The organism is Kitasatospora sp. NPDC114501 (assembly GCF_055633695.1).
In genome coordinates this window covers 95,666-121,241 of record NZ_JBVKDS010000019.1, presented here as the reverse complement: position 1 = coordinate 121,241, position 25,576 = coordinate 95,666, and the positions used below count along the sequence as shown (strand labels likewise).

General features: G+C 74.0%; 23 protein-coding genes and 1 pseudogene. 11 read left to right on the top strand and 13 right to left on the bottom strand.

The window, feature by feature from the left end:
- Positions 1-92: 92 nt before the first annotated feature.
- From ACZ7RU_RS31390 to ACZ7RU_RS31375, 4 genes are all read left to right on the top strand, one after another.
- Positions 93-1,748, top strand: a complete 1,656-nt coding sequence (locus tag ACZ7RU_RS31390) for an FAD-binding dehydrogenase (protein WP_470344355.1) — start codon at positions 93-95, stop codon at positions 1,746-1,748.
- A gap of 186 nt (positions 1,749-1,934) precedes the next feature.
- Positions 1,935-2,351 carry a (2Fe-2S) ferredoxin domain-containing protein gene (locus tag ACZ7RU_RS31385; RefSeq protein ID WP_387758131.1) on the top strand — a complete coding sequence of 139 codons (417 nt, stop codon included), beginning with the start codon at positions 1,935-1,937 and terminating at the stop codon, positions 2,349-2,351.
- Positions 2,352-2,510: 159 nt separating this feature from the next.
- On the top strand, positions 2,511-2,747 hold the full coding sequence (locus ACZ7RU_RS31380; RefSeq protein ID WP_470344354.1) for a hypothetical protein: 237 nt from the start codon (positions 2,511-2,513) through the stop codon (positions 2,745-2,747).
- Between the two features lie 202 nt (positions 2,748-2,949).
- Complete coding sequence (locus tag ACZ7RU_RS31375; RefSeq protein ID WP_470344353.1) at positions 2,950-4,617, top strand: purple acid phosphatase family protein; 1,668 nt, start codon at positions 2,950-2,952, stop codon at positions 4,615-4,617.
- Between the two features lie 74 nt (positions 4,618-4,691).
- On the opposite strand, the gene ACZ7RU_RS31370 is transcribed toward ACZ7RU_RS31375, so the two are convergent.
- Together ACZ7RU_RS31370 and ACZ7RU_RS31365 are read right to left on the bottom strand one after the other, a co-directional pair.
- A complete protein-coding gene (locus ACZ7RU_RS31370; protein ID WP_470344352.1) occupies positions 4,692-5,024 on the bottom strand; it encodes a YnfA family protein in 333 nt (110 codons plus the stop codon).
- A 30-nt stretch (positions 5,025-5,054) separates the two neighbouring features.
- A complete protein-coding gene (locus tag ACZ7RU_RS31365; RefSeq protein ID WP_470344351.1) occupies positions 5,055-6,269 on the bottom strand; it encodes a pyridoxal phosphate-dependent aminotransferase in 1,215 nt (404 codons plus the stop codon).
- A gap of 97 nt (positions 6,270-6,366) precedes the next feature.
- On the opposite strand from ACZ7RU_RS31365, the pseudogene ACZ7RU_RS31360 reads away from it, so the two are divergent.
- Both ACZ7RU_RS31360 and ACZ7RU_RS31355 read left to right on the top strand, forming a co-directional pair.
- A pseudogene (locus ACZ7RU_RS31360) lies at positions 6,367-6,720 on the top strand (winged helix-turn-helix transcriptional regulator); the annotation flags it as partial.
- Positions 6,721-7,011: 291 nt separating this feature from the next.
- Positions 7,012-7,785 carry an SGNH/GDSL hydrolase family protein gene (locus ACZ7RU_RS31355; RefSeq protein WP_470344350.1) on the top strand — a complete coding sequence of 258 codons (774 nt, stop codon included), beginning with the start codon at positions 7,012-7,014 and terminating at the stop codon, positions 7,783-7,785.
- Here ACZ7RU_RS31355 and ACZ7RU_RS31350 read toward each other — a convergent pair.
- Complete coding sequence (locus tag ACZ7RU_RS31350) at positions 7,782-8,438, bottom strand: GNAT family N-acetyltransferase (protein WP_470344349.1); 657 nt, start codon at positions 8,436-8,438, stop codon at positions 7,782-7,784. The genes ACZ7RU_RS31355 and ACZ7RU_RS31350 overlap by 4 nt on opposite strands.
- A gap of 129 nt (positions 8,439-8,567) precedes the next feature.
- On the opposite strand from ACZ7RU_RS31350, the gene ACZ7RU_RS31345 reads away from it, so the two are divergent.
- Positions 8,568-9,476: a pentapeptide repeat-containing protein gene (locus tag ACZ7RU_RS31345; RefSeq protein ID WP_470344348.1), complete on the top strand. Its 909-nt coding sequence runs from the start codon at positions 8,568-8,570 to the stop codon at positions 9,474-9,476.
- Between the two features lie 25 nt (positions 9,477-9,501).
- Here ACZ7RU_RS31345 and ACZ7RU_RS31340 read toward each other — a convergent pair whose 3' ends face one another.
- The 4 genes from ACZ7RU_RS31340 to ACZ7RU_RS31325 form a co-directional block, all read right to left on the bottom strand.
- Positions 9,502-10,062, bottom strand: a complete 561-nt coding sequence (locus tag ACZ7RU_RS31340; protein WP_470344347.1) for a DinB family protein — start codon at positions 10,060-10,062, stop codon at positions 9,502-9,504.
- Between the two features lie 152 nt (positions 10,063-10,214).
- Positions 10,215-10,952 carry a tyrosine-protein phosphatase gene (locus ACZ7RU_RS31335; protein WP_470344346.1) on the bottom strand — a complete coding sequence of 246 codons (738 nt, stop codon included), beginning with the start codon at positions 10,950-10,952 and terminating at the stop codon, positions 10,215-10,217.
- 23 nt (positions 10,953-10,975) lie between these two features.
- Positions 10,976-11,665: a TetR/AcrR family transcriptional regulator gene (locus tag ACZ7RU_RS31330; protein ID WP_470344345.1), complete on the bottom strand. Its 690-nt coding sequence runs from the start codon at positions 11,663-11,665 to the stop codon at positions 10,976-10,978.
- Between the two features lie 350 nt (positions 11,666-12,015).
- Positions 12,016-12,915, bottom strand: a complete 900-nt coding sequence (locus ACZ7RU_RS31325; RefSeq protein WP_470344344.1) for an aminoglycoside phosphotransferase family protein — start codon at positions 12,913-12,915, stop codon at positions 12,016-12,018.
- A 257-nt stretch (positions 12,916-13,172) separates the two neighbouring features.
- On the opposite strand from ACZ7RU_RS31325, the gene ACZ7RU_RS31320 reads away from it, so the two are divergent.
- A complete protein-coding gene (locus ACZ7RU_RS31320) occupies positions 13,173-15,632 on the top strand; it encodes a Tex family protein (RefSeq protein WP_470344343.1) in 2,460 nt (819 codons plus the stop codon).
- A gap of 235 nt (positions 15,633-15,867) precedes the next feature.
- Here the strand turns inward: ACZ7RU_RS31320 and ACZ7RU_RS31315 are convergent, their stop codons facing one another.
- From ACZ7RU_RS31315 to ACZ7RU_RS31290, 6 genes are all read right to left on the bottom strand, one after another.
- Complete coding sequence (locus ACZ7RU_RS31315) at positions 15,868-16,329, bottom strand: SHOCT domain-containing protein (RefSeq protein ID WP_470344342.1); 462 nt, start codon at positions 16,327-16,329, stop codon at positions 15,868-15,870.
- A gap of 107 nt (positions 16,330-16,436) precedes the next feature.
- The gene (locus ACZ7RU_RS31310) at positions 16,437-17,021 is read right to left on the bottom strand and encodes an NUDIX domain-containing protein (RefSeq protein ID WP_470344341.1); all 585 of its coding nucleotides are present in this window, start codon (positions 17,019-17,021) and stop codon (positions 16,437-16,439) included.
- The gene (locus ACZ7RU_RS31305; RefSeq protein WP_470344340.1) at positions 17,018-18,178 is read right to left on the bottom strand and encodes a type III polyketide synthase; all 1,161 of its coding nucleotides are present in this window, start codon (positions 18,176-18,178) and stop codon (positions 17,018-17,020) included. The genes ACZ7RU_RS31310 and ACZ7RU_RS31305 overlap by 4 nt, the downstream gene beginning before the upstream one ends.
- Positions 18,179-18,229: 51 nt before the next feature.
- Positions 18,230-19,435, bottom strand: coding sequence for a cytochrome P450 (locus tag ACZ7RU_RS31300; protein ID WP_470344339.1), 1,206 nt, complete (start codon positions 19,433-19,435; stop codon positions 18,230-18,232).
- Positions 19,436-19,666: 231 nt separating this feature from the next.
- Positions 19,667-20,377 carry a response regulator gene (locus tag ACZ7RU_RS31295; protein WP_470344338.1) on the bottom strand — a complete coding sequence of 237 codons (711 nt, stop codon included), beginning with the start codon at positions 20,375-20,377 and terminating at the stop codon, positions 19,667-19,669.
- Positions 20,374-21,237, bottom strand: a complete 864-nt coding sequence (locus ACZ7RU_RS31290; protein WP_470344337.1) for a sensor histidine kinase — start codon at positions 21,235-21,237, stop codon at positions 20,374-20,376. Before ACZ7RU_RS31290 ends, ACZ7RU_RS31295 begins: the two co-directional genes overlap by 4 nt.
- 118 nt (positions 21,238-21,355) lie before the next feature.
- On the opposite strand from ACZ7RU_RS31290, the gene ACZ7RU_RS31285 reads away from it, so the two are divergent.
- The 3 genes from ACZ7RU_RS31285 (at position 21,356) to hemC (ending at position 25,573) form a co-directional block, all read left to right on the top strand.
- Positions 21,356-22,078, top strand: coding sequence for an ABC transporter ATP-binding protein (locus ACZ7RU_RS31285; RefSeq protein ID WP_470344336.1), 723 nt, complete (start codon positions 21,356-21,358; stop codon positions 22,076-22,078).
- 100 nt (positions 22,079-22,178) lie between these two features.
- Positions 22,179-24,494, top strand: a complete 2,316-nt coding sequence (locus ACZ7RU_RS31280) for an ABC transporter permease (RefSeq protein WP_470344335.1) — start codon at positions 22,179-22,181, stop codon at positions 24,492-24,494.
- Between the two features lie 143 nt (positions 24,495-24,637).
- Positions 24,638-25,573 (top strand): hydroxymethylbilane synthase, encoded by a 936-nt coding sequence (gene hemC / locus ACZ7RU_RS31275; RefSeq protein WP_470344334.1) that lies wholly within the window; start codon positions 24,638-24,640, stop codon positions 25,571-25,573.
- Positions 25,574-25,576: the final 3 nt, after the last annotated feature.

Below are 25,576 nucleotides of genomic sequence, written 5' to 3'. Positions count from 1 at the left end.
GACCGGACGTCACCGCGGGCCGCACTATCGGGCGCACAGCGGCGGCGCGTCCCGGGCGCGCCGCCACCGCGAGCCGCGACGGAGGACTGCGCATGGCCCTGGACGCCGACGTCATCGTCATCGGGGCGGGCCTCGCGGGCCTCGCCGCCACCGCCGAACTCGCCGACGCCGGACGGAAGGTGATCCTGCTCGACCAGGAGCCCGCGACCGGTCTCGGCGGCCAGGCGCACTGGTCCTTCGGCGGCCTCTTCCTGGTCGACTCGCCCGAGCAGCGCCGGATGCGGATCCGCGACTCGCACGCCCTCGCCCGGCAGGACTGGCTCGGCACCGCGGGCTTCGACCGGCCCGAGGACACCTGGCCGCGCCGCTGGGCCGACGCGTACGTGGACTTCGCGGCCGGTGAGAAGCGCTCCTGGCTGCACGTCATGGGCGTGCGCTTCTTCCCGGTGGTCGGCTGGGCCGAGCGCGGCGGATTCCTCGCCGACGGGCCCGGCAACTCGGTGCCGCGCTTCCACATCACCTGGGGCACCGGGCCCGGGCTGCTGGCGCCCTTCGTCCGGCGGGTCCGCGCGGCCGCCGCGCGCGGCCTGGTGGACCTGCGCTTCCGGCACCGGGTCACCGGGCTGTCCGCCACCGCGGGCGCCGTCGACACCGTCACCGGCGAGGTGCTGGTGCCGAGCCCGGCGGGCCGGGGCGAGGCCAGCTCGCGCGAGGTCGCCGGGGGCTTCGAACTGCGCGCCCAGGCGGTGGTCGTCACCTCCGGCGGCATCGGCGGCAACCACGACCTGGTCCGCAAGGCCTGGCCGGCCCGGCTCGGCACCCCGCCCGCCCGGCTGCTCTCCGGCGTGCCCGCGCACGTGGACGGGCTGATGCTGGAGGTCGCCGGCCGGGCCGGGGCCAACCTGATCAACGGCGACCGGATGTGGCACTACACCGAGGGCATCGCCAACTGGGACCCGGTCTGGGCCCGGCACGGCATCCGCATCCTGCCCGGCCCCTCCTCGCTCTGGCTGGACGCGCGCGGCCGGCGGCTGCCCGTCCCGCTGTTCCCCGGCTTCGACACCCTCGGGACGCTCGAACACATCATGACCACCGGGTACGACCACACCTGGTTCGTGCTCAACCAGCGCATCGTCGAGAAGGAGTTCACCCTCTCCGGCTCCGAGCAGAACCCCGACCTGACCGGCAAGTCGGTGCGCGGCGTGCTCGGCCGCGCGCTGCCCGGCGCCCCCGGCCCGGTCCGGGCCCACCTGCGGCACGGGCCGGACTTCGTGGTCGCCGGCAACCTCGCCGACCTCGCCCGCGGCATGAACGCCAAGACCGGCGGGCCGCTGATCGACCCGGACGAGCTGCGCCGCACCGTCGAGGACCGCGACCGGCAGCTGGCCAACCCCTTCTCCAAGGACCTCCAGGTCACCGCGATCCACGGCGCCCGCCGCTACCTCGGCGACAAGCTCGTCCGCACCGCGGCCCCGCACCGCATCCTCGACCCGGCCGCCGCCCCGCTGATCGCCGTCCGGCTGAGCATCCTGACCCGCAAGTCGCTGGGCGGGCTGGAGACCGACCTGTCCTCCCGGGTGCTGCGGCCGGACGGCGAGGTGCTGCCGGGGGTGTACGCGGCGGGCGAGGCGGCCGGGTTCGGCGGCGGGGGCGTCCACGGGTACCGCTCGCTGGAGGGCACGTTCCTGGGCGGCTGCCTGTTCTCCGGCCGCACGGCGGGACGGGCGGCGGCGCGGGCGGTCGGCTAGCGCGGTCGGCCGGGGGGTCCTGTCGGGCGCGGGGACGGGGAGCGCTCCGGGGGCGTGCCCCGGTGCGCCCCCTCCCCCGCGCGGGGTGCACCGGATCCGACCCGCGGCGGGGCCGTGGCGGCGTGACGGGTACAGTGCGGAGGCCGGTGCGCAGGGCGCCGCCGACCAGGAGGGTCAGGAGAACCGATGAGCCGCCGAGACCGCGACGGTGCCCGGGACCGCAAGCGGGGCGCCGGCGCCCCCGTGACCGTGACGGTCTGCCGGGGCTGCTGCTGCGGCACCGAGGCGAAGCACCCTGGGGTGGACCACGCGGGCCAGTACGAGCGGCTGCGGACGGCGGTGGGCCCGGCGGGCCGGGTCCGGGCGGTCAAGTGCCTCGACGTGTGCACCCAGTCCAACGTGGTGGTGGTCGGCCCCTCCGCCGAGGGCCGGGCGGCGGGCGGCCGGCCGGTCTGGCTGGGCTTCGTGCTGATGGACGAGATGATCGACGACATCGCCGCCTGGGTGCGCGCGGGCGGTCCCGGCCTGGCCGACCCGCCCGGGCTGCTCGACCTCCAGCTGATCTCGGTCTCCCGGCGGGTCCGCGAGGGCCTGCCCGAGTGAGGCCGCTGCCCGAGCCGATTGAATGATCGTCAGATCACCTCGGCCGGGGGTGGTTCGCGGCCTTCACCACTACGATGACCGGTGGCGTCGGGCGGTTCCGGACGGCGCCGAGCCGCTTTCGGGCGGCGCCGAGCCGTTTCCGCGCGAGGAAGGAAGCCGATGACGACGGTCTGCCGCATCTGCGCGGGCACCGGCCGGACCGCCGGTCTCAGCTGCCGGACCTGCCAGGGTACCGGCACCACCGAGGTGGGCGGCGGGGGCGGCAACTGCTTCCTCTGCGACGGCACCGGGGTGTACGTGCGCTACCGGGTGGACGCGACCGGCGCCAAGCACGCCTACCGGGACGAGATCTGCCGCACCTGCGACGGCACCGGCAACCGGGCCGCCACCCAGTAGGACGATCCCTCCGGCTGACGCACCCGCTGACGCACCGGCTGACGCTCCCGGCCGTCGGCGGGCCATGATGCGGCGTCAAGGCGATCCGGACACGTCCTTGACCGAATCATGGTCGAACAATTGCGTTCGAATGACCGGTACGCTGCGACCCGTTCACCCGGCGTCCGTGCGCGATCAACGAACCGCTGGAAGAGTCCCGCGCATGGATATCCCCAACATGGGCGTGCCGGCCGAGCTCGCCGACCGCATGAGCATGGCCGAGCAGCACGAGTACCTGCGGGCCCGCTTCTCCCGCCGCCGGATGCTGCGCGCCGGTGCCGTCACGGTGGGCGCCGTCGCCGTCGGCGGCGCGCTGGGCAACGGGACGGCCTTCGCCGCCCCGGCCGGCCCGCAGCTGCTGACCGGCGGCACGACCGACGGCGTCGACGGCTCGCTGGTCGCCCCGATCGGCCGCCACCTCCAGTTCGGCCCCGAGCCGGACACCCAGTTCCGCATCTCCTGGCAGGTGCCGGCCCCGGTCAGGAAGCCCTTCCTGCGCTTCGGGCGGACCCCGTGGGAGCTGAGCCACAAGGTCCAGGCCGAGGTCCGCGCCCTGCACACCCCCGCGCTGACCCCGAACAGCCGGCCGGTGGACCAGTACTACCTGCACGTGGCGCTGGAGGACCTGCGCCCCGACACCACCTACTACTACGGTGTCGGCCACGAGGGCTTCGACCCGGCCTCGCAGCAGCGGATCTCCACCCTGCACACCTTCCGCACCGCGCCCTCCCGCGACCACCGCTGGGGCAAGGTGTACGAGCCGTTCACCTTCACCGCCTTCGGCGACCAGGGCGTCAGCGCGCACGCGGCCGGCAACGACCACGTCATCAAGGCCCAGAACCCGGCCTTCCACCTGCACGCCGGCGACATCTGCTACGCCGACCCGGCCGGTTCCGGCACCGACCCGGACAAGTCCGTCTTCAACGCACGGACCTGGGACGACTTCCTGGTGCAGACCGAGACGGTCGCCGCCGACATCCCGTGGATGGTCGCGTACGGCAACCACGACATCGAGGCCTGGTACTCGCCGAACGGCTACGGCGGCGAGAACGCCCGCTTCTTCCTGCCGAACAACGGCCCGGACCCGCGCACCGTCCCCGGCGTCTACACCTTCCGCTACAAGAACGTCGGCGTGATCTCGCTGGACGCCAATGACGTGTCCTACGAGATCCCGGCCAACCTGGGCATCTCGGCGAACAAGCAGACCAGGTGGCTGGAGCGCACCCTCAAGGACCTGCGCGGCGACGAGACCGTCGACTTCGTGGTGGTCTTCTTCCACCACTGCGCCTTCTCCACCACCGTCGCGCACGCCTCCGAGGGCGGCGTCCGCGAGGCCTGGGTGCCGCTGTTCGAGAAGTACCGGGTGGACCTGGTCGTCAACGGCCACAACCACATCTACGAGCGCACCGACGCGATCCTCGGCAACAAGGTCTCGAAGCAGGTGCCGAGCGGCGCCACCATCGAGCCGGCCAAGGACGGCGTGGTCTACGTGACCGCGGGCGCGGCCGGCCGCAGCCTGTACAAGTTCGACGTGCCGGACACCTACGAGGGGCACGAGAACCACCAGGAGGAGGTCAGCACCTACTACTGGAGCAAGGGCCGGGTGAAGACCCCCGAGACCATCCAGTGGTCGCGGGTGCGCTACACGGGCTACTCCTTCATCAAGGTCGACGTCACCCCGAAGCAGCTGGGCCAGAAGTCGGTCATGAAGGTCACGGCGCTGGCCGAGGACGGCACGCAGATCGACAACTACACGATCCTGCGCGAGGTCGGCGAGGGCTGGGACTCGAACCGGGACGACGACGGCCAGGGCGGCGGCTGGGGCTGGTAGTCCACGGGACCGGTGGTTCACGGGACCGCTGGTCCACGGACGCCCGTACCGGGCCCCGGCGTCGAGGGAGGACCTCAGCGCCGGGGCCCGTACATGATGACGGCGACCCCGGCCAGGCAGATCAGCGCGCCCAGCACGTCGTAGCGGGTCGGCCGGAAGCCGTCCACCGCCATGCCCCACAGCAGCGAACCGGCCACGAACACCCCGCCGTACGCGGCCAGCACCCGGCCGAAGTGGCTGTCCGGTTGCAGCGCCGCGACGAAGCCGTACGCGCCGAGCACCACCACGCCCACCCCGGCCAGCCACCACGGCCGTTGCTCGCGCACGCTCTGCCAGACCAGCCAGCAGCCGCCGATCTCGGCGAGCGCGGCGAGGACGAACAGGGCGACGGAGCGGAGGACGGTCATGCGGTCGAGCCTAGGCGTCGGCCTGGGCGCTCAGGTCTGGCGGTAGGTGGCCAGGAAGCGCCCGATCCGGTTGACGGCCGTCTCCAGGTCGTCGGCCCGGGGCAGGGTGACGAAGCGGAAGTGGTCCGGGCGGGGCCAGTTGAAGCCGGTGCCCTGGACGACGTGGATCTTCTCGCGCAGCAGCAGGTCCAGCACGAACCGCTCGTCGTCGACGATCCGGTGCACCGCCGGGTCCAGCCTGGCGAAGGCGTACAGCGCGCCCTTGGGCTTGACGCAGCTGACGCCCGGGATCTCGTTGAGCGCCTTGACCGCGATGTCGCGCTGCTCGGTGAGCCGGCCGCCGGGCAGCACCAGGTCGTTGATGGACTGGTGGCCGCCGAGCGCGGCCTGCACGGCGTACTGGGCGGGCACGTTGGGGCACAGCCGCATGCCGGAGAGCATGGTCAGGCCCTCCAGGTAGTCGGTGGCGTGCTGCCGGGGCCCGGAGACGACCAGCCAGCCGCTGCGGAAGCCGGCCACCCGGTAGGACTTGGACAGGCCGTTGAAGGTGAGGGTCAGCACGTCGTCGGCCAGGGCGGCCAGGCAGTGGTGCTCGGTGCCGTCGTAGAGGATCTTGTCGTAGATCTCGTCGGCCAGCACCATCAGGTGGTGGCGGCGGGCCAGGTCGAGGATGCCCTCCAGCAGTTCCTTCGGGTAGACCGCGCCGGTGGGGTTGTTGGGGTTGATGACGACGATCGCCTTGGTGCGGGCGGTGATCTTGGCGGCGATGTCGTCCAGGTCCGGGTACCACTCGGCCCCTTCGTCGCACAGGTAGTGCACGGCCTTGCCGCCGGCCAGCCGCACCACGGCCGTCCAGAGCGGGTAGTCGGGCATCGGCACGAGCACCTCGTCGCCGTCGTCCACCAGCGCGGTGACGGCCATCTGGATCAGCTCGGAGACGCCGTTGCCGAGGAAGACGTCGTCGACGGTGACGCCCTCGACCCCGCGCTGCTGGTAGTACTGCACCACCGCGCGGCGGGCCGGCAGGATGCCGCGCGAGTCGCTGTACCCGTGTGCCTTGGGCAGGTTGCGGATGATGTCCTGGATGATCTCCTCGGGCGCCTCGAAGCCGAACGGGGCCGGGTTGCCGGTGTTCAGCCGCAGCACGCTGTGCCCGGCCTCCTCCAGGGCGTTGGCCTGGTCGACCACCGGTCCGCGGATCTCGTAGCACACGTCATTCAGCTTGCTGGACTGCCGAAACTCCATCTGCGGCCTCCCGACCGTCACCACCGCTCCGCTGCTTCAGCTTTGTTCTACCAAGTGTGTACTTGGAAAGTCCAACCTCTTGGCTATGCTGATCCGCATGTCACGCCGAAGCTACGACCAGTACTGCGCCGTCGCCCGCGCCCTGGACGCGGTGGGGGAGCGCTGGAGCCTCCTGATCGTCCGTGAGCTCCTCGGTGGCCCGCGCCGCTACACCGACCTGCACGCCGACCTGCCCGGCGTCTCCACCGACATCCTGGCCACCCGGCTCAAGCAGCTGGAGGGGGACGGACTGGTCGTCCGCCGCCGACTGGAACGGCCCGCCAACGCGATGGTCTACGAACTGACCGGGCGAGGCCGCGAACTGCGGCCGGTCGTCGAGGCGTTGGGTGAGTGGGGGCTCGCCGCCCTCGGCGAGCAGCGGCCCACCGACGCCGTGCGCGAGCACTGGTTCATGCCGCGGAAGGCGGCGGAGGAGACGGCGGCGGTCGCGGCCGGCTGACGGCTGGCGACTGGCGGCGGTCGCTGGCGGCGGACGGCCGCGGGGCGTGCCCGGCGGGGACCGGGGCGGCGGCAAGGCCCCCGTCGCCGGCCGCCGCCCCGTGTCCTCAGGATGGCCCGGACCGATAAACGAACACTCGACGTGCGATGAGCGCCAGGGCCCGTCGCCGCCCCGGGTGGGCACACACGTACGATCGTCGGATCGCGAAGCCGTCTCGGGAGACCAGGAGAGCGAGGCCAGCCCGTGCCCACCCCCTACCGCAGCTACGTCGCCGTCGGCGACTCCTTCACCGAGGGCATGTGCGACGACCTGCTGCCCGACGGCCACTACCGGGGCTGGGCCGACCGGGTCGCCTCGGCGCTGGCCGGTGAGAACGGCGGCGGTTTCCGGTACGCCAACCTCGCCGTCCGGGGCAAGCTGATCGGCCAGATCCACGACGAGCAGCTCGCCCCCGCCGTCGCGATGGGCGCCGAGCTGGTCACCCTGGCCGGCGGCCTCAACGACGTGCTGCGCCCCGGCTGCGACATCGACGCGGTCGAGCGGCAGCTCGGCCGCTGCGCCGCCGAGCTGCGCGCCACCGGTGCCACCGTCGTGCTGTTCACCAGCACCGACCCCACCCGCCGCCTGGCGGGCAGCGCCCGGCTGCTGCCCGCGATCCTGCGGATGAAGGCCTTCGTCCAGGAGCTGGGCCGACAGGACGGCTTCGCCGTGGTCGACCTGTTCTCCGCGCCCTGCTTCGACGACCGCCGGCTGTGGGCCGAGGACCGCCTGCACCTCTCGCCCGAGGGCCACCGCAGGGTCGCCGCGGGCGTGCTGGAGGCGCTCGGCCGCCCCGCCGCCTTCGACTGGCGGGCCCCGCTGCCCGCCGCCGCCCCGGCCGGCCGCGCCGAGCGGCTGCGCGCGGACGCCCGCTGGCTGGGCACCCACCTCGGCCCGTGGATCGGCCGCCGCCTCACCGGCCGCTCCTCCGGCGACGGCCGCCCGGCGAAGCGGCCGGAGCTGCTGCCGTACCCCTAGGCCTCCGGGCTCGCCGGCTGGAGCACCAGGCTCGTCATCGGGGAGTGGGTGGTCCAGCCGAGCGCCGTGTAGAGCGCCTGCCCCTCCGGCGTGCCGACCAGCACGCCGGTGCGCGCGCCCCGCTCGTACGCGGCGGACTGGAGCGTCCGCATCACCAGGCCGCCCAGGCCCCGGCGGCGGTGCTCGGGCACGGTGGTGATCTGGTCCGGTACGGCCACCGGGCCGGCCAGGCCCGCCTGGCCGCGTGCGGCCAGGTGCCCCTCCCCAGTGCGCACCAGCACCCGGAGGACCCCGCCGCGCTCCCAGGTGGTCACGGTGTAGCCGGCCGGCGCCCCGGGCCGCTCGGCGGCGAGCGGGACGCTCATCAGGAAGCCCGGCACGTCCAGGTGCCACCGCTCGTCCAGCCAGGGGAGCACGGTCGCGCCCTCGGCGAACAGCTTCAGCCAGGTGGTCGGCGCGGTGACGGTCTCGGCGAGCTTGCGGACCTCGGCCTCGGTCGGCTCGGGCAGCACGTGCCGGCCCACCTCGCCGACCGGCGCGCCGACGTCGATGCTCCAGCCCCAGGGCTGGTCGACGGGCTCGGCGGAGCCGCGCGAGACGGCCCAGCCCGAGATCCACATCCGGACCAGCTCCCTGATGCTCGGGTCCTGCATGGCGCCCACCCCTACGTGTAATGGTCTCTTGGTCGATGTGTACCTTACAGGCGTCGAGGGCCGTCTGCCCAGTAGGATTTCCGGGTTCACCGCGCCGCCCGGCGCCCAGCCGTTGGAAGGACCCGGAACGTGCGCGAGACCGAACCGCCGCAGGACCCCACGGCGGCCGCGCCGACCCCGCTCGAGTCCGACTGCGGCAGCTGCTTCGGCCTCTGCTGCGCCGCCCTGCCGTTCGCCGCCGGCAGCGACTTCGCCATGAACAAGGCCGCCGGCACCGCCTGCCACAACCTCCGGACCGACTTCAGCTGCGGCATCCACGCCCAGCTGCGCGAGCGGGGCTTCCAGGGCTGCACCGTCTACGACTGCTTCGGCGCCGGGCAGCGGGTCTCCCAGGTGACCTTCGGCGGCCGCAGCTGGCGCGAGGAGCCGGACAGCGCCAAGCCGATGTTCGACGTCTTCCCGATCGTGCGGCAGCTGCACGAGCTGCTCCACTACCTCACCGAGGCGCTCACCTTCGCCCCCGCCCGCGCCGTCCACGACGAGCTGCGGCAGGCGCTGGCGGAGACCGACCGGCTGGCCGGCGGCACCCCCGAGGAGATCCTCGCCGTCGACGTCCCGGCCCACCGGCAGCGGGTCAGCGAGCTGCTGCTGCGCGCCAGCGAACTGGTCCGCGCCGCCGTCCCGCGCCGCCGCGAGCACCGGGGCGCCGACCTCTTCGGCGCCCGCCTGCGCGGCGCCGACCTGCGGGGGGCCAACCTGCGCGGCGCCCTGCTCGTCGCGGCCGACCTCTCCGGCGCGGACCTGCGCCTCGCCGACCTGGTCGGCGCCGACCTGCGGGACGCCGACCTGGCCGGCGCCGACCTCACCACGGCCCTCTTCCTCACCCAGGCCCAGCTCAAAGCCGCCCGCGGCGACGCCACCACCCGCCTCCCCGAGGGCCTCACCCGGCCCACCCACTGGCCGGAGCAGGCCCCGGCCCCGAAGGCGCCCCGCCGGACCGGCGGCCCCCGCCCGTCCCGGGCCCCCCGCCGCAGGTAGGCCCCGGCGCCGCTGGTCCCCGGCGCTACTGGCCCACCCGGCCGTCGACGCACTCGCGCAGCAGGTCGGCGTGGCCGCAGTGACGGGCGTACTCCTCGATCCGGTGCACCAGCAGTTCCCGGATCGCGATCCGGTCCCTGCCGACCCGCTCGCCCAGGTCCCGGTGGCCGGCCAACTCGGCGTCCAACGCGGCCTGTTCGTGTTCCAGGTCACGGAACGCGGCGTCCACTACGGCCTGGTCGCCGACCGCCTCGTCGAAGGCCGCGTCCCGCCTGCCGTACAGCCTGGGCAGCGGCTCGCCGTCGGTGATCCAGTTCCGCCAGTCCCGTTCCACCTCGGCCAGGTGCCGGACCAGCCCGAGCAGCGACATCGTCGACGGGGGCACCGAGCGGCGGGCCAGCTGCTCCGGGTCCAGGCCGTCGCACTTCATCCGCAGGGTCAGCCGGTAGTTCGTCAGGCAGTCCTGGAGCGCCCCGAGTTCGCCGTCCGGGCTGGGCCCGTCACTGTTGCGGGGGTCGTCGTCCGGGTCGGCCCACATGTCGGGGTGAACGGTCGCCTCGGTCCATCGCACGGGTTGTTCGGTCATACGGTGCATGGTCGTCCGTGACCACCCCGTCCCGCCAGCGGGTTGTGACGCGCCCCGGTCCTCGCCCCGACGGCCACCGCCGCTGGTGCGGGCTCGCGTGGGAGGTCGGCCGGGCAGACTTCCCACGCGGCTGGGAACGTTCGCTCAGGCGGTCAGCAGGCGGTCAGCAGGCGGGCGCGCAGGGCCTCGATCTGGTCACGGTCGATGCCGACGGTGCCGGTGAGGTAGCCCTCGACCGAGCCGTGGCGGTCGGCGAGGTCGGCGAGGGCGAGCCGGATGACGGTCTCCGGGGCGCGCCCGTAGCCGGGCCAGCGCAGGGTGCGGCCGGGGTGGGCGGTGTGCCACTCGGCGACGAGGTGCGGGGTGGCGAGCTCGGTGAGGGCGAAGTCGGCGGCGATGTCGTCCTCGCCGACGCCGAGCAGGGTGTGCAGCAGTGCGGCGACCAGCCCGGTGCGGTCCTTGCCGGAGGCGCAGTGGAAGACCACCGGGGCCTCGGCGGCCGCGATCACGTCCAGGACCTGGCGGATCTCCTTCACCCCGTCCTCGGCGACCTCGGCGAAGCGGTCGGCGAGGTAGCGCCAGGGGTCGAGCTCCGGGTCGATCTCGGCCTGGTCGTACGGGCGGTGCTCGATCGAGAGGTTGTGGTACTCCAGGCCCTCGAACTCCGGCACCCGGCCCTTGGCGGCGATCTCCCAGGGGTAGCGCAGGTCGATCACGGTCCGCACTCCGAGGGCCCGCAGCCGGTCGAGGTCCTCGGGGGTGCCGAGCTTGCCGAGCGAGTCGGAGCGGTACAGCAGCCCCCACCGGACGGACCGTCCGTCGGCGGCCGGATAGCCGCCCAGGTCACGGAAGTTGTGCAGGGCATCGAAGGAGACGTGACGCGTTGTCATGCGCGCACTCTAGTCAGCGGGCCTCAGCCGGCGGCGGGCCGGTCCCCGTCGCCGGTCCGGTCCCCGCCATCCGTCCGGTCCCCGGCGGCCGGGCCGTAGCCGTGGGCGAGCAGGTCGAAGGCGCGGGTGGCGTCCCCGACGGCCTCCGCGTGCAGGTCGTCGGCGCTGCGGCCGTCCTGGACGCGGCGCCAGTTGTGCAGGGCGAGGACCCGCTGGGTGGCGGTGACCTGGGCGGCGAGCAGGGCGGCGGTGACGTCCTGCGGCCCGGGCAGGCCGGGGGCCTCGCGCAGCGCCTCGGCCAGCGACCGCTCGGCGCGGGCCACGTACTCGCCGACCCGGGCGGCCAGGCTGGGGGTGCCGTAGACCAGCGCGGTGAAGGCGAGCACCCCGGGGTGGTCGTTGAGGCCGGTGACCGGGTCGCGCCGGGCGAGGCCGGCCAGGAAGTCCCGCAGCAGCGCGTCGAGCACCGGCTCGCCGGGCAGTCGCCCGCGGACCACCTCGGCGGCCTGCTCCTGGTGGTCGGCGAAGCGGTGGACGACCAGGTCCTCCTTGGTGGGGAAGTAGGAGAAGAGCGTCGGCTTGGAGACCTCGGCGGCCGCCGCGACGTCCGCCACCGACACCCGGTCGAAGCCGTGCTCCAGGAAGAGCGCGATGGCCGCCTCGGAGATGGCCCGCCGGGTCCGCTCCTTCTTCCGCTCCCGCAGTCCGGTCATGGAACCAAGCTAGCAGGGTTGACCCGGGCAGGTTTTGTACCCGGTCCCGGTGACCTCGCTCCCGCTCCGGGGTCGGCCCGGGCCGCACACCCGCCAGGGTGGCCGCCGCCGCGTGCCTACTCCGGCCGCCGCGGCGGCCGGTAGTTCGCCCCCGCGGCGTCGACGTACGCGAGCCAGACCGACCTGGTCGTCGACGTACTCCCCGATCGCCGCCGGCACCGTCGACCCTTCCCTGTACAGCTCGTAGCGCTCCTGTTCCTCCACCGGGCGCGGGTACTCGGACCGCCGCCCCCGTCCCGACGGAATTGACCCGGCGAGACCAACCCGGCGAACCCGTGCGGTCGGTACGGTCAGACGCTACGGTCGGCGAGCACCTCGCGGACGACGTGGCGGGCGTTGGCGGTCAGCGCCTGGTCGGTGTGGCGGTAGTACGGGATCGTCACCAGCGCGATGGAGAACGCCCAGGCGCGGCCGCGGGCCCACATGGACCCGTCCGCGTGGAGGGCGGCGCGGAAGGCCGGACGGGCGGTGGCGGGCAGCAGGTTCCAGGCGGCGATCAGGTCGGCGGTCGGGTCGCCGACGCCCATCAGGGCGAAGTCGATGACGGCGGAGAGCCGGCCGGTGCGGGCGAGCAGCAGGTTGCCCGGGGTGAGGTCGCCGTGCAGCCAGACCGGCGGCCCGGCGTACTCGGGAAGCCGAAGTGCCTTGTCCCACAGCGAGGTTGCGGCCGCTGCGTCGATCGAGCCGGAGAGCTGGGCGATGGCCGCGCGGGTGGCGCCGTCCCGGGAGGCGAGCGGCACGCTGCGCTGGGAGACCGGGGCGCCGGCCGGGTCGACGGCGCGCAGGGCGTTGACGAAGCCGGCCAGGTCGCGGGCCAGGCCCTCGGGCGCGGCCAGCGCCCCGACCACCGGGTTGGCGCCGTCGAGCCAGTGCAGCACCGACCACTCCCACGGGTAGCCGGCGGCGGGCCGGCCGACCGCGAGCGGCGCAGGGACCGGCAGCGGAAGCCGCGGCGCCAGCCGGGACAGCCACTGCTGCTCGCGCCGCGGGCCCCCGGCGGCCCACTCCACCAGGGGCAGCCGGACGGCGAGTTCGGGCCCGAGGCGGAACATCGCGTTGTCCGCCCCTGGGACGGGGACGGGGGTGACGGGGAGGCGCTCCCACTGCGGGAACTGGGCGGAGATCAGCCGCCGCACCAGGGCCGCGTCGACCACCGGTCCGTCGGGGTGCATCCGGGTGGCAGCGCACATGCCCGGCAGCGTACAGCGCCGGTCGTTCCCGTTCAGCAGGATTCCCGAACTGGGCGGACTCATGGGCCGACGACACGGCCCGGGAACCCCGACCGGGCCCCGCCCGAGCCCCGGTGGAGTCCCGCGCCGGCCCTCGGACCGGTCCCGCGGCGGCGCGCCACGCCCGGCCGCCCCGGGTGCGGCCGGGCGTCGTCGCCGGCACCTGCCAGAATGCAGGGCGTACGGCGCAAGCACTGATGGAGAAGGTGACCGGCTTCGTGACCACGCCAGTCGAACATGGGGCCCGGCAGGCCCAGCAGGCGATCGAGCGGAAGATCGCCGAGGAACTGGGCGTCCGCGAAGGGCAGGTGAAGGCGGCGGTCGACCTGCTCGACGGCGGCGCGACCGTGCCCTTCGTCGCCCGCTACCGCAAGGAGGTCACCGGCTCCCTCGACGACGCCCAACTGCGCGCCCTGGAGGAGCGGCTGCGCTACCTGCGCGAGCTGGAGGACCGCAGGGCGGCCGTCCTGGAGTCGATCGAGGCCCAGGGCAAGCTGGACGACGCGCTGCGCGCCCAGGTGCTCGCCGCCGACTCCAAGGCCCGCCTGGAGGACATCTACCTGCCCTTCAAACCGAAGCGGCGCACCAAGGCGCAGATCGCCCGCGAGGCCGGCCTGGAGCCGCTCGCCGACACCCTGCTCGCCGATCCGGGCCAGGACCCGGCCGTGCTGGCCGACCAGTACCTCAACGACTCCGTGGCGGACCGGAGTGCCGCCCTGGAGGGCGCCCGGGCGATCCTGGTCGAGCGCTTCGGCGAGGACGCCGACCTGGTCGGCTCGCTGCGCGAGCGGATGTGGACCCGCGGCCGGCTGGTCGCGAAGGTCCGCGACGGCAAGGAGGGCGACGGCGCCAAGTTCGCCGACTACTTCGACTTCGCCGAGCCGTACACCAAGCTCCCCTCGCACCGCATCCTGGCGATGCTGCGCGGGGAGAAGGAGGAGGTGCTCGACCTCGACCTCTCCCCGTACGACGGCGAGTCCGAGGGCGACCTGCCCGGCGAGAACGACTACGAGCAGCGGATCGCCGCCCGCTTCGGCATCGCCGACCGCGGCCGCCCGGCCGACAAGTGGCTCTGCGACACCGTCCGTTGGGCCTGGCGCACCCGCATCCTGGTCCGGCTCGGCATCGACCTGCGGGCCCGGCTGCGCGCCGAGGCCGAGGAGGAGGCGGTGCGGGTCTTCGCCGCCAACCTGCGCGACCTGCTGCTCGCCGCCCCGGCCGGCACCCGCGCCACCATGGGCCTGGACCCGGGCTTCCGCACCGGCGTGAAGGTCGCCGTGGTGGACGCCACCGGCAAGGTCGTCGCGTACGACACGATCTACCCGCACCAGCCCGCCAACAAGTGGGACGCGGCCCTGGCCACCCTGGCGGCCCTGGCGAAGAAGCACGACGTCGACCTGGTCGCGATCGGCAACGGCACCGCCTCCCGGGAGACCGACAAGCTCGCCGAGGACCTGCTCAAGCGCCACCCCGAGCTGAAGCTCACCAAGGCGATGGTCAGCGAGGCCGGCGCCTCGGTCTACTCGGCCTCCGCCTTCGCCTCGCAGGAGCTGCCGGACCTGGACGTGTCGATCCGCGGCGCGGTCTCGATCGCCCGCCGGCTCCAGGACCCGCTGGCCGAACTGGTCAAGATCGACCCCAAGTCGATCGGCGTCGGCCAGTACCAGCACGACCTGAGCGAGGTGAAGCTCTCCCGCTCGCTGGACGCGGTGGTCGAGGACTGCGTCAACGCCGTCGGCGTGGACGTCAACACCGCCTCGGCGCCGCTGCTCACCAGGGTCTCCGGGATCACCGGCACGCTGGCCGACAACATCGTGGCCCACCGCGACGCCAACGGGCCGTTCCGCACCCGCAGGCAGCTCAAGGACGTCGCCCGGCTCGGCCCCAAGGCCTTCGAGCAGTGCGCCGGCTTCCTGCGCATCCCCGGCGGCGACGACCCGCTGGACGCCTCCAGCGTGCACCCCGAGGCCTACCCGGTGGTGCGCCGCATCCTGGCCGCGACCGGTGGGGAGCTGCGCGAGCTGATCGGCAACGGCGAGCGGCTGCGCGCGCTGCGTCCGGCGGACTTCGCCGACGACACCTTCGGCGTCCCGACCGTCACCGACATCCTCGGCGAGCTGGACAAGCCGGGCCGCGACCCGCGTCCGGCGTTCCGTACCGCGACCTTCAAGGAGGGCGTCGACAAGATCGGCGACCTGGAGGTCGGCATGGTGCTGGAGGGCGTGGTGACCAACGTCGCCGCCTTCGGCGCCTTCGTGGACGTGGGCGTCCACCAGGACGGGCTGGTGCACGTCTCGGCGCTGTCCAGGAACTTCGTCAAGGACCCGCGCGAGGTGGTCAAGCCCGGCGACATCGTCAAGGTCCGGGTGCTCACAGTGGACGTGCCGCGCAAGCGGATCGGGCTGACCCTGCGGCTGGACGACGAGGTCGGACGCGAGCGCGGCGGGGACCGAGGCGACCGCGGTGACCGCCAGGCCCGCCCGCCGCGCCAGGAGCGCCGCAGCGGCGGCCAGGACCGGCGCGGGGGCGGCGGTCAGGGCGGGGGCCAGGGCGGCGATCGCGGCGGCTTCGGCGGCGGTGCGCCGGCCAACAGCGCCATGGCGGACGCGCTGCGCCGCGCGGGCCTCACCGGCGGCGGCAACGGCGGCTCGGGCGACCGGCGCTCCGGGCGGCGCTGAGCCGTCCCGGGCACGGACGACGCACGACAGCACGACAGCACGACCGCACGACAGCACGACCGCACGACAGCACGACCGCACGACCGCACGACCGCACGACCGCACGACCGCACGACAGCACGACCGCACGACAGCACGACCGCACGACAGCACGACCGCACGACAGCACGACCGCACGACGGCCGGGAGCCGGTGGGCGCGCAGCACGCACCCGCCGGCCCCCGGCCGTCGTCCGTCACACCAGGAGCTTCTCCTTGGCCTTCTGGTACTCCTCGTCCGAGATGGCGCCCCGGTCCCTCAGGTCCGCCAGCCTGGCCAGGTCGTCGACGTGGCTGCGGCCCGCACCGGTGCCGGTGCCGACGCCGGTGGCGGTGGCGCCGACGTCGCCCGGCGCGGCCCCGGCCGCGTCCCGGATGTAGGCCTTGAACGCGGCCTCGGACCGCTGCGCCTGTTCGACGTCCCGTCGGCCCATCGACTGCCCGCGGGCGATCAGGTACGCGAGGACGCCGATCAGCGGCAGGATGATCACCAGGACGAGCCAGCCGGCCTTGCCCCAGCCGCTGAGGTCGTGGCTGCGGAAGATGTCCGTGATGATCTTGAACAGGAGGAAGAACCAGAGGATCCAGAGGAACAGCTCCAGCATCGTCCAGAAGATGTTGAGCACCGGGTAGTCCACGGCCAACAGTTTGGTCTCCATGGCCGAGTCATATCACCGCAAAACGGACATGACTCCCCGCTGTTCGGCTGTTCCGGTGGTGTTCCGGCCTGACGGGAATATCCGCGGCGGAGGGAAGCCCGGGGGCCTCAGGCCAGCCCGGCCCGCCGCCGCAGCTCCACCGCCAGCTCGACCAGCTCGCCCCACCAGGCCTCGTGGCCGGCCAGCAGCAGCCGCCGGGCCTCCGCGGGCGCCACCGGACGGACCTCGACCACCTGCTCGCCGTCCGCCGGGTTGGTCGGCGCGGAGTCCAGCGCGACCTCGCCCCAGCCCCACAGCCAGGCCTTCTCCGGGTGCGGCTGCCACGGCCGGTACGGCACCGGGTCCTCGGTGCGGCAGCGGTGCGCGCCCAGCCAGTGCGGCTCGCCGAGCAGCCGGGCGCCGGCCTCCTCCCGCAGCTCGCGGGTGAGGCAGGACGGGATGCTCTCGTCCTGCTCCCGGGTGCCGCCGGGCAGGAACCAGTGGTCCCGGTCGTCGCGGCAGAGCACCACCCGGCCGTCCGCGAACCCGACCAGGTGGATGTTGGTGACCAGCGCGTCCGGCGGCAGCTCGGTGGAGAACTGTGCGTCGAACCGCCCCCATCCCCAGTACTGCGGCGCGTGCAACGCCGGGAACAGTGAGGCGAGTTCGGCGGATCTGGCAGAGGCGTCGGCGCGGTCCGTGGTGTCGGTCATTCGGTGATCGTAGTGCCGGCCGGGAAACGGTGGGGGGCGCTCGGATGGACGAGGGCGATGTCGGAGGTGGAGATGGCGCGGGGGCGGCGCGGGCGAGGGCCCTCGGTCGCCGTGCCGACCCAACTGCCCAGGGAGATCTCGGCGGTGATGCCCGGGCCGAAGCCGGCGATCAGCCCGGTGGTGCCCTCGGGCACGCCGCCGTCGGCGAACAGCCGGGCCAGCGCGTCGAAGACCACCGCGCTGGCGATGTTGCCGCGTTCGGTGAGCGTCGCCCGGCTGTAGCGGAAGGTGGCCGGCTCCAGGTTGAGGAAGCGGCACAGGTCGTCCAGGATGCGCGGGCCGCCCGCGTGCACGATGTAGAAGCCGAGGCCGGAGACGTCCCAGCCGTGTTCCCCGGCCAGGCCGCGCAGCGCGGGCGCGAGCATCTCCATGGTGCCGGGGACCCGCTTGTCCAGTTGGAAGTGGAAGCCGGTCTCCTTCACCCCGTACGAGATCCAGTCCACGGTGTGCGGGACGAGGTGCGAGCCGTTGCGCTCGACCTGGACGCCGCAGCCGCCGTTGCCGCGCATCACCACGGCGGCGACGGCGTCCCCGAACAGGCCGTTGGAGAGCAGCGAGCCGACGCCGAGGTCGGTCGGCTGGTAGCAGAGCGAGCAGAACTCGCAGGCGACGATCAGCACGTTGGCGCCCGGGTAGGCGCGGCAGAAGTCGTGAGCCCGGTTGACGGCGGCGCCGCCGGCCGCGCAGCCGAGCTGGGCGATCGGCACCTGGCGGGTGTCGGAGCGGAAGCCCATGGTGTTGATCAGCCAGGCGGTCATCGACGGCATCATGAAGCCGGTGCACGAGACGTAGACGATCAGGTCGATGTCCCGGGCGGTCAACTCGCCGTGGGCGAGGGCGCGTTCGACCACCTCAGGGACGCGCCGCTTGGCCTCGCGTTCGTACACCTCGTTGCGGACGGTGAAGCCCGGGTGGGTGAGGGTCCGCTCGATCGGCTGGACCAGGTGCCGGGTGCGCACCCCGGTGTTCTCGATCAGCCGCAGTGCCAGGCCGAGCTGGGGGTGGTCGGCGTGCAGGGTGCGGGCGAGGTCGAGGGTCTCCTCGAGGGTGATGACGTGCTCGGGCACGGCGATCGCCGGGCGGCAGAGAGTTGCCATGGGTGCGGGTCTCCCCAGTGCTGCGGGAACGGTGGGTTGGTGGGGAGGCGGTTACCAGGCGACCGGCAGGGTGCGCGGGAAGCGCCAGATCGAGCCGGAGTTCCAGTCGAGTTCGGACGGCTCGGCGGCCAGCCGCAGGCCGGGGAAGCGGCGCAGCAGGGTGCCGATGGCGACCTGCAGCTCCATCCGGGCCAGGTGCGAGCCGAGGCAGTGGTGCTGGCCGTACCCGAAGGCCATGTGGGTGGGCGCGCCGCGGTCGAGGTCCAGCTCGTCGGGGCGTTCGTAGAAGGCCGGGTCCCGGTTGGCGGTGAGGTAGGAGACGTGCACGGCCTCGCCGGCCCGGATCAGCACTCCGCCCAGTTCGACGTCCTCGGTGGCGACCCGGGCGATGCCGACGCCCTGGCGGAAGGGGATGAAGCGCAGCAGCTCCTCCAGGGCGCTCGGCAGCGTCTCCGGGCGGGCGCGCAGTTTCGCGAGCTGTTCGGGGTGGGTGAGCAGGGTGTAGGTGATGTTGCCGAGCTGGTAGGTGCTGGTGTCGTGGCCGGTGACCAGCAGGACCATCGCCATGACGGTCAGTTCGTCCGGGTCGAGCAGCTCGTCGCCGTCGCGGGCGGTGGCCAGGGCACTGATCAGGTCCTCGCCGGGGTGGGCCCGGCGTTCGGCGGTCAGCTCGGTGAAGTAGCCGCGCAGCGCGGTCTTGGCGGCCTCCTGGCCGTCCCGGCTGCCCGGGCCCATCCGCATCATGGCCACCGCGTGGCCGCGCAGTTCGGCGCGGTCGGCGGCGGGGATGTCCAGCAGTTCGCAGATGGTGGTGAGCGGGAGGCGGTTGGCCAGGAAGTGCATCAGGTCGGCGGGGGCGCCGTGTTCGGTCATCTCGTCGAAGTAGCCGTCGACGGTGCGCTGGGTGGCCGGGCGCATCCGCTCGACCTGGCGGTTGGTGAAGCCCTGGGCGACCAGCCGGCGCAGCCGGTTGTGGGCGGGCGGGTCCATCAGGTTGATCGCCTCGGCCTGGGCGATCGGGGCGGGCGTCATCCGGGGCAGGTCGCGGCCGATGCCCCCGGCACGGCTGAACCGGCGGTCGGTGGTGACCAGTTTGACGTCCTCGTAGCGGGTGGCCAGCCAGGCCTCGCCCTCGCCGTACGGCAGCCGGATCCTGGCGACCGGGGCCTCGGTGAGCAGCCGCTTCAGGAGGGGGTCGAACTCCAGGCCGTCGGTGTGGTGGAAGGGGCAGTCCCACACGGGGGCGGTGGTGGTCACGGGCCGGTCCAAGTGGTCTCGTCATGCCGGGGGGTGGCGCCCGAGGTGTCGGTTCTGTTCGGGCGTGGACATGCAGATGGTGCCCCATGAATTGGCAAAAAGGCGGATTTGGCGAAGAGTTAGCTCTAAGGAGTGAGATTCGGATGATAGTCACGCGAATTGGGGCGCGGCGCGGGTGAGTTGGCGGCCGTCAGCCGCCGGGCGCGGCCGGCCCGGTCCCGTCGGCGGCGGTCAGCCGCCGCCGGGCGCCACCAGCCCGGTCTCGTAGGCGAGCACCACCGCCTGCGCCCGGTCGCGCAGGTGGAGCTTGGCGAAGATCCGGGCCACATGGGTCTTCACCGTCGACTCGCTGAGGGTGAGTTCGCGCGCCAGCTCGGTGTTGGACAGCCCGCGCCCGAGCAGCGTGAGCACCTCCGCCTCGCGCGGGGTGAGCGGGGCGAGGTCCCGGTGCAGCGGCGGGCCGTCGGCGCCGGGGGCCGGGCGCGGGGCACCGGCCGCGAAGCGCTCGACCAGGCGCCGGGTGATCGAGGGCGCGAGCAGCGCGTCCCCGGTGTCCACCAGCCGTACGGCGGCGGCGAGATGGGCCGAGGTGACGTCCTTGAGCAGGAAGCCGCTGGCCCCGGCGGACAGCGCGGCGTAGACGTAGTGGTCCAGGTCGAAGGTGGTCAGCATGATCACCCGGCAGCCCGGCACCCGGGCCAGGATGCGGCGGGCGGCCTCCAGGCCGTCCGTGCCGGGCATCCGGATGTCCAGCAGGGCGACGTCCGGGCGGTGCAGCACGGCCGCGGCCACCGCCTCGGCGCCGTCGGCGGCCTCGGCGACCACGTCGATGCCGCGCGCGGTGAGGATCATCCGGAAGCCGGTGCGGACCAGTTCCTGGTCGTCGGCGATCACCACGCGCGGACGGCGCCGCCCGTCGTGCTCCACGGCGCCCGCCGTCACGGCCGGTCCAGCGGGATGCGGGCGCGCACCCGGAAGCCGCCGCCGAGCCGGCGCCGGGCGTCCAGGTCCCCGCCGTACACCGCGACGCGCTCGCGCAGGCCGATCAGCCCGCGTCCGGCGCCGTCGGCCGGCCGTGGCGTCGGCCGTGGGGCAGGGCCGGACGCTCCGGAGAGCACGCTCGGGCCGCTGTTGAGCACCTCCACCCGCAGGTAGTGGTCCGCGTAGCGCACCGTCACCTCCGCCGTCACCCCGTCCCCGTGTTTGAGCGCATTGGTCAGTGCCTCCTGGACGATCCGGTACGCCGTCACGTCGATGCCGCCGGGCAGCGGCCGCGGCTCGCCGGAGATCCGCACCTCGACCGGCAGCCCGGCGAAGGCGAACCGGTCGATCAGCGGGCTCAGCCGGCTCAGGCTGGGCTGCGGCGCGAACCCGTCCGCGGCCGGTTCCTCGCTCCCGTCGGCGGCGGGGGCGAGCAGGCCGAGCAGGTGCCGCAGTTCGGTCATCGTGTCCCGCCCGGCCGCCTCGACCGCCGCCATCGCGGCCGCCGCCTCCTCGGGCATGGTGGCCAGCACCTCGCGCGCGGCCCCGGCCTGCACCACCATCAGGCTCACGTTGTGGCTCACGATGTCGTGCAACTCGGCGGCGATCCGGGCCCGTTCGGCGTCCACGGCGGTGCGGGCGGCGCTCTCCCGCTCCCGTTCCAGCAGCCAGCCGCGCTCGCCGACGGCCGCCCGGTGCCGCCGTCGCGCCCGGCCGAGGGCCACCGCCAGCCACCCGGCCGCGGTGCCCGCCGCACCGGCCGTCGCGGCCGCCGCCCAGTCCCACCCCGTTCCCCACACGGCGCCAGCCTCCCAGGTCACGGCATGATCCACATCATCCGGAGGTGCCGCGCCCGTACATCCCGGGTACTACGGCCGCCCGCGGTTACACCCGGGGTGGGACGTACCGGCGGCGCCCCCGCCCCTACGGTCGTCCACCATGAGCAACCACAACGGGGCCTCCCCGCCGGACGACGCGCAGGTCGTCGTCGAGCTGTCCGGGGTGCACAAGGAGTTCGGCGACGCCAAGGCGCTCGACGGCGTCGACCTGCGGATCCGCGCCGGCGAGGCGGTCGCCGTGATGGGCCCCTCGGGGTGCGGCAAGTCCACCCTGCTGAACATGGTGGCCGGACTGGACCGGCCCACCGCCGGCACCGTCCGGGTGCAGGGGCAGGACCTCGGGCGGCTGAACGAGACCGGACTGGCGCTGTTCCGCCGCCGCCACATCGGCATGGTCTTCCAGTTCTTCAACCTGATCGACGACCTCCCCGCCCTCGACAACGTCGCCCTGGCCGCCCAGCTGACCGGCACCAGTGCCCGCCAGGCCCGCCGCCGGGCCCTGGAACTGCTGGACGAACTCGGCGTCGCCCACCGCAAGGACGTCTACCCGGCCGCGCTCAGCGGCGGCGAACGCCAGCGGGTCGCGGTGGCCCGGGCCCTGATGAACCGCCCGGCGCTGCTGCTCGCGGACGAGCCCACCGGCGCGCTGGACAGCCGCTCGGGCGAGCAGGTGATGGACCTGCTGATCGACCTCAACCAGATCGGCCAGACCCTGCTGATCGTCACCCACGACCCCGACCTGGCCACCCGCTGCGCCAGCCGGCTGGTCGAGGTGGCGGACGGCCGCGTGGCGCGCGAGCGGATGCTGGAGGCGCGGTCGTGAACGAGCGGTGGGGGTACCCCCGGCCGGAGGCTGGGGGAGAGCGAACCGTCGAGAGGTGCGCGTTGCGCGAAGCGCCCGCCGAGTGCGGCGAGGTGGGCGCATGACCGGTGCTGTGTGGCGCGCCTCCCGGGCGGCCGTGAAGCGCCGCCGGGTGCAGACCCTGGTGATCGGCCTGGTCGTCTTCTGCTCCACCACGACCGTGCTGCTAGCCCTGGCGGTGATCAGCGCCGCCCGGGCCCCCTTCGACGAGGCCTTCGGCGGCCAGCGCGGGGCGCACGTCGTGGCGGCCTTCGACCCGGCCAGGGCCTCGGCGGAGCAGCTGGCCGCCACCGCCCACCGGCCGGGCGTCGAGGCCGCCGCCGGGCCGTTCGACCAGGCCGTGGTGGACATCCCGACCGACTGGGCCGGCCGCCCGCCCGGTCCGCTGACCCTGGTCGGCCGGGCCGACCCGGCCGGGCCGGTGGACCGGGTGGAACTGCTGTCCGGCCGCTGGGCCGCCGCACCCGGCGAGGTGGTCGTCAACAACCCCTTCGGGGGCGCCGCCACCATGCTGCTGGGGCAGTCGGTCACCACCGGCACGGGCCTGAAGCTCACCATGGTCGGCTTCGCCACCAGCATGAGCCAGAGCGCCGGCGGCTGGGTCACCCCCGAGCAGGCGGCCGCCCTGCACCCCACCGGCCGGCAGATGCTCTACCGCTTCGCCGACGCCGGCGGCGACGGCGAGCGGGGGCTCACCGCCGCCCTGGCCGAGGCCACCGAGGGCCTGCCCCGGGACGCGGTCGTCAGCGCGCAGTCGTACCTGGTGCTCAAGCAGGCCTTCTCGGCGGGCGCCGACGCCTACCTGCCGCTGATGACGGTGTTCGGCGTGCTCGGCCTGGTGGTCTCCGCGCTGATCGTCGGCAACGTGGTGAGCGGCGCGGTGGTCTCCGGCTACCGGCACATCGGCGTGCTGAAGTCGATCGGCTTCACCCCGCGCCAGGTGCTCACGGTCTACCTGACCATGGTCTCGGTGCCCGCCGTCGTCGGCACCGTCCTCGGTACGGCGGCCGGCTGGGCGGCGTCGTACCCGATTCTCGAATCCGCGTTCTCCGGCATCGTCACCGGCACCGCCGTGATCAGGCCCGCCGGCTGGCTGCCGCCCGCCACCCTGGCCGGCATCCCGGTGCTGGTCGTGCTCGCCGCCCTGGTCCCGGCCGCGCGCGCCCACCGGCTCTCCGCCGCCGAGGCGATCTCGGCCGGCAGCGCGCCGCGCACCGGGCGCGGGCTGAGGGTCCAGCGGTGGCTGAGCGGCACCCGGCTGCCGCGCGCCGTCAGCATGGGCCTCGGCCAGCCCTTCGCCCGCCCGGCCCGGACCGCGCTGACCATGGCGGCGATCGTGCTCGGCGTGGTCACCGTGACCGTGACGACCGGTCTGAGCAGCACCCTGACCAAGGCGACGGACCACCGCGACGGCCGTACCCACGTCAACGTCCGGACCGCCCACTTCTCGGGCAGCCCGATCGAGCCCAGGCTCACCCCGGCCGGGACCGCGGCGATGCTGCGGACCGCCCCCGGCGCCGAGCGGGTCAGCTCGCGGGGGCTGGTCCAGGTCGGGCTGGTCGGCCACACCCAGCTCGCGTTCGCCGCCTTCTACGGCGGCGACGACATCGCCGACCCCAAGCGGCTCGACGTGGTCAGGGGGCGCGCGGCGACGGGGCCGAACGAGATCGAGGCCGGGCCGTCCTTCCTCAAGCAGCACGGCCTGCGGATCGGCGACCGGCTCACCCTGGAGCTGGACGGCCGCCGGCTGACCGTCACCGTCGTCGGCGAGGAGGCCCAGGGCAACGCCCGGGCGTTCGCCTCCAACGACGCGACCAGGGCCGCGCTCACCGACGACCCGCACGTGGTCGAGTACGACGTGAGGCTCGCCGGGGGCGCCGACGCCGAGGCGTACCGGAAGGCGGTCTCGGCCGCCGACCCGAGCCTCTCGCCCTCGGTGGTCGAGCACAGCGCGGACGGGCCGGTCGTCGCGGTCATCGGCTTCTGCACCGTCTTCACGGTGCTGCTGTCGGTGGTCGCCGCGCTGGGCGTCTTCAACACCCTGCTGCTCACCGTCCGCGAGCGCCGCCGGGACCTCGGCATGCTGAAGTCCATCGGGATGACGCCCCGGCAGGTGGTGGCGATGACGGTCACCTCGGTGGCCTGGCAGGGCGTGGTCAGCGGGGTCGTCGGCATCCCGGTCGGGGTGCTGGCCCACCGGCTGATCGCGGAGAACGTCGGGATCATCGTCTTCTCGGAGGAGACGCTCGACGTCTGGAGCGCCCCGCTGCTCACCGGCCTCGCCCTCGCGGGCGTCGCGACCGCCGTCCTGGGTGCGCTCGTCCCGGCGCGGTCGGCGGCCCGGCTGCCGATCGCCGAGGTGCTGCACAACGAGTGACACGCGTGCGCCGGGTTCGGACGGCCGGTCGGCACCCCTCGACCGGCCGTCCGTGTTGTCCGAGCTTGCGGAAACCTCCGCCGCGCGTGTCATGGCACTGATGCATGCTCAATCCCCGGTGTGAGGACGCCTATCATCGCGCCATGGCCACCGCTGAGCTGATCCGCATCGTCTCCCGCTCCTCGCCCATGGCGCTCGCCCAGGTCGAGCGGGTCCGCACCGAACTCGCCGCCCTGCACCCGGGCCTGCGCACCGAGGTGGTGCCCGTCACCACCTCGGGGGACCGCTGGACGGGTGATCTCGCCCAGCTCGGCGGCAAGGGCGCGTTCACCAAGGAGGTCGACGCCGCGCTGCTCGCCGGGGAGGCCGACGTCGCCGTCCACTGCCTCAAGGACGTGCCAGCCGACCGCCCGCTGCCGGCGGGCACCGTCTTCGCCGCCTACCTGCGCCGCGACGACATCCGCGACGCCCTCGTCCACCCCGGCGGCCTGCCGCTGGCCGCACTCCCGCCCGGCACCCGGATCGGCACCTCCTCCGTCCGCCGGGTCGCCCAACTCGCCGCCTCCCACCCGCACCTGGAGTGCGTCCCGATCCGCGGCAACGCCAACAGCCGGCTCGCCAAGCTGGACGCCGGGGACGTCGACGCGCTGCTGCTCGCCGTCTCCGGCCTGGAGCGGATCGGCGAGCAGGCGCGGATCACCGAGGTGCTCGGCATCGAGGCGATGTGCCCGCCGATCGGCGCCGGCATCCTCGTCCTGCAGTGCCGCGAGGGCGACACCGCGACCATCGAGGCGGTCACCTCCCTCGGCCACCACGACACCTGGCGCGAGGCGGCGGCCGAGCGGATGTTCCTGCACGCGCTCCAGGGCCACTGCAACAGCCCGATCGCCGGCTACGCCCGGGCCGAGCGGGACGGCCGCCTCTCCCTGCGCGGCCGGGTCTTCACGCCGGACGGCAAGCAGGTGCTGGACGCCCACGAGTGGGCGGGCGCGCTCAGCCCGGAGGACCTGGGGACCTCGGTGGCGCTGGCGCTCAAGCGGCAGGGGGCGCAGGAGCTGATCTCCTCGATCCCGCACTGAGCC

Excerpts from the sequence above, each read along its gene's own strand:
- ACZ7RU_RS31280 (WP_470344335.1), top strand. The coding sequence starts at position 22,179 with ATGACCGGTGCTGTGTGGCGCGCCTCCCGGGCGGCCGTGAAGCGCCGC.
- ACZ7RU_RS31350 (WP_470344349.1), bottom strand. The coding sequence starts at position 8,438 with ATGCAGGACCCGAGCATCAGGGAGCTGGTCCGGATGTGGATCTCGGGC.
- ACZ7RU_RS31330 (WP_470344345.1), bottom strand. The coding sequence starts at position 11,665 with ATGACCGGACTGCGGGAGCGGAAGAAGGAGCGGACCCGGCGGGCCATC.
- ACZ7RU_RS31365 (WP_470344351.1), bottom strand. The coding sequence starts at position 6,269 with ATGGAGTTTCGGCAGTCCAGCAAGCTGAATGACGTGTGCTACGAGATC.
- ACZ7RU_RS31310 (WP_470344341.1), bottom strand. The coding sequence starts at position 17,021 with ATGACCGACACCACGGACCGCGCCGACGCCTCTGCCAGATCCGCCGAA.
- ACZ7RU_RS31385 (WP_387758131.1), top strand. The coding sequence starts at position 1,935 with ATGAGCCGCCGAGACCGCGACGGTGCCCGGGACCGCAAGCGGGGCGCC.
- ACZ7RU_RS31370 (WP_470344352.1), bottom strand. The coding sequence starts at position 5,024 with ATGACCGTCCTCCGCTCCGTCGCCCTGTTCGTCCTCGCCGCGCTCGCC.
- ACZ7RU_RS31335 (WP_470344346.1), bottom strand. The coding sequence starts at position 10,952 with ATGACAACGCGTCACGTCTCCTTCGATGCCCTGCACAACTTCCGTGAC.
- ACZ7RU_RS31375 (WP_470344353.1), top strand. The coding sequence starts at position 2,950 with ATGGATATCCCCAACATGGGCGTGCCGGCCGAGCTCGCCGACCGCATG.
- hemC (WP_470344334.1), top strand. The coding sequence starts at position 24,638 with ATGGCCACCGCTGAGCTGATCCGCATCGTCTCCCGCTCCTCGCCCATG.
- ACZ7RU_RS31315 (WP_470344342.1), bottom strand. The coding sequence starts at position 16,329 with ATGGAGACCAAACTGTTGGCCGTGGACTACCCGGTGCTCAACATCTTC.
- ACZ7RU_RS31325 (WP_470344344.1), bottom strand. The coding sequence starts at position 12,915 with ATGTGCGCTGCCACCCGGATGCACCCCGACGGACCGGTGGTCGACGCG.
- ACZ7RU_RS31285 (WP_470344336.1), top strand. The coding sequence starts at position 21,356 with ATGAGCAACCACAACGGGGCCTCCCCGCCGGACGACGCGCAGGTCGTC.
- ACZ7RU_RS31305 (WP_470344340.1), bottom strand. The coding sequence starts at position 18,178 with ATGGCAACTCTCTGCCGCCCGGCGATCGCCGTGCCCGAGCACGTCATC.
- ACZ7RU_RS31380 (WP_470344354.1), top strand. The coding sequence starts at position 2,511 with ATGACGACGGTCTGCCGCATCTGCGCGGGCACCGGCCGGACCGCCGGT.
- ACZ7RU_RS31390 (WP_470344355.1), top strand. The coding sequence starts at position 93 with ATGGCCCTGGACGCCGACGTCATCGTCATCGGGGCGGGCCTCGCGGGC.
- ACZ7RU_RS31340 (WP_470344347.1), bottom strand. The coding sequence starts at position 10,062 with ATGACCGAACAACCCGTGCGATGGACCGAGGCGACCGTTCACCCCGAC.